The sequence below is a fragment of the Piscirickettsia salmonis LF-89 = ATCC VR-1361 genome (assembly GCF_000297215.2).
GTDB classification, from domain to species: Bacteria; Pseudomonadota; Gammaproteobacteria; order Piscirickettsiales; family Piscirickettsiaceae; genus Piscirickettsia; species Piscirickettsia salmonis.
On sequence record NZ_AMFF02000038.1, the window covers coordinates 7,675 to 9,900 of the forward strand.

Here is a 2,226-nt window from a genome sequence, read left to right on the forward strand (position 1 = left end):
CACATGACTCTACGATTCGTATAGATTTTAGACACTCGTTACGCTTGCTACAGACCCAAACGGCCTTTCACAACTCCGCTCTGCTAAAAACCCGAACCTACCTCGGCCTACTCACCCCGTGCTTAGCACTCCTTGGCTCGCAACGCTGAATATAATCTTGATTCTGCCGATAGTGGTGTTGAAATAGTGTCGGAGAAAACTCTTGTGAATATTCAGTCTCATCAGTGGCGCTTTGGTTAGGCGAAGTTAAAGTGTGATCTTCAGTCAGATTAAAAATTAAATCATCACTGAGTAGTAAACTACTGAGCTGATTATCTAGCTCGTTGAATAAGCAATCAGTAATCGACGACGCTTTATCTGGCATTTTTTGTTGATATAGAGCAATAGTCTTTTTGAGAGACTGAATAAACGGCAGTGTTAATGGCCGTTCGGGCTGCTTAATTGATGATTGATCCAAGGCTAGTTGGAGTGCTATGAGTGTTTTTAGCTCGCTTTGTTGAGTGATTAAGATTGGCATGTCTTTTTTGAGCTGTACAATCGCATGACTTAATGAGCACTTAATTGTCTGAATCAGCAGCTGTTGGCTATTTACACTTTTATATAAATCTGCTTTTAAAGAAGGAATCGGTTTTAATTCAGTACAATCATCACGCTCGATAATCATGCCATTATGATCAAATGTATGGATTGAGGGATCAATTGTTGAAGCAGGCCAATCAGGCTGTGATAGCACACTTAAAAAATTCTGCTCTAACATCAAGAATAAATGATTGATTGTTGGGTCTGTAGCAAGTTTGAAACGATTGGCCAGATGGATCGGCAAGCCTGCTTTATTTTGATAGCATTGCTCATAATATTGCTTAATGTTTTTTCTTATAAGCTGCACAAATTTTTTAGTCAAAATCTGTGTTGGTTCTGTCGTTAATTGATTTAATTGCTCTTGAAGAGTTTTTAAATTAAGTAGATCCGTTGTGTTGATAGGAATTGTTGAAAGGATACTGCGATTTTCTATTTCATAAATAGCATTATATATTTTTTGATTAATCTTATTGATGAAGCCATAACAGTTTATTTCCACAGGCAAGTTTTGTATCGATGTTATAACAAACCAATCATTGTTTAACTGAATGGCTTCAGGACCTAACTGGCCACCAGGGCCATAGATAAGGAGAGGTTGTAGAGTGCGATGGTTGGTTGTCGCGCCCAGCTTGATAAAATCTTGGTTTAATTTTTCAAAGAAAGCATTGAAAGTTTGTATTGCATCGGACTGTTTTTTTCTTATGCTGATATAGCTAGTTTTTGTCGATGACAATGGGCAGTAGGTTTCTGTTTGTTTATAGTATTGGCTGGTTATCGACTGTGCAAATTTAAGAAATTCTTTAGTTACTGGCTGTTTGAGATAGATGGCAAACCTGGGTAAAATTTCTTGAAACTCTTTTAATTCTTCTGCTGCTTGCCTTTTTATTGAAATTTCGGAAATAGTTTTATTTAGTTTTGCTTTAGTATTTTTAGTTTTGCCAAGCAACCTTGTGCTCTTTAGCATGGCACCTTCTAGTGTATCAATAGTCTCCTGCAGTTGTATGTTGATTGCATCAATAAATTCTTCTTGGCTTTGCTGTGAAAGCGTGGACGCAGTTAGTGTATTTATTTTAAGATCTGTTTTGTTTTTTTTTGCTAACTGTGCTGCTTGTGTTGTTAAGGTTTGATCTGGGTAGATTTTACTTTCGCAAGGCTGCAGGCCTGTTATATTGATTCCATCGTTATTGATCATGACTGTTTGGTTTGGTCTAGCATTTTTAAAAGAGTAAACAGTGGCTTTGATTTTAAGTTTTAAACAGGCCCTTTCTAAATCATTCTGATAGGACTCTGGCTGATTGTTGCATGGATCGATGATGTGAAAGGTGATGTTATTGCCTAGAGCGGCTTGTAATTCATTTAGCCAGTTACTCAGGCTGCCATCAGCCTGTTTACCTATACCGGTGGTATGTAGCAGGCCGTAGTTACCTTGGCTTGATTGTGCGGTAATTGCTGCAGAGTCTCTGAAAGAAACCTCATAACCGCTACCAATGACAAGTATATCACTTTGCTCTTTACTTGATATTTCACCGTGGTTTATTTTTACAGGCCTAATTGTCGGCATGGCTTTCTCCTTGGGGGAATCTAAGGTACTGTTGCGAAAAATTATAGTGAACTTCAGAAAAGTTATTTTCTTGTGCTCTCTTCTTA

At 37.8% G+C, this 2,226-nt stretch carries 1 protein-coding gene; it reads right to left on the reverse strand.

The features are described from left to right. Nucleotides 1–97 precede the first annotated feature (97 nt). The gene (locus C200_RS04650; RefSeq protein WP_016212061.1) at nucleotides 98–2,140 is read right to left on the reverse strand and encodes a hypothetical protein; all 2,043 of its coding nucleotides are present in this window, start codon (nucleotides 2,138–2,140) and stop codon (nucleotides 98–100) included. Nucleotides 2,141–2,226 lie beyond the last annotated feature (86 nt).

Excerpts from the sequence above, each read along its gene's own strand:
- C200_RS04650 (WP_016212061.1), bottom strand. The coding sequence starts at position 2,140 with ATGCCGACAATTAGGCCTGTAAAAATAAACCACGGTGAAATATCAAGT.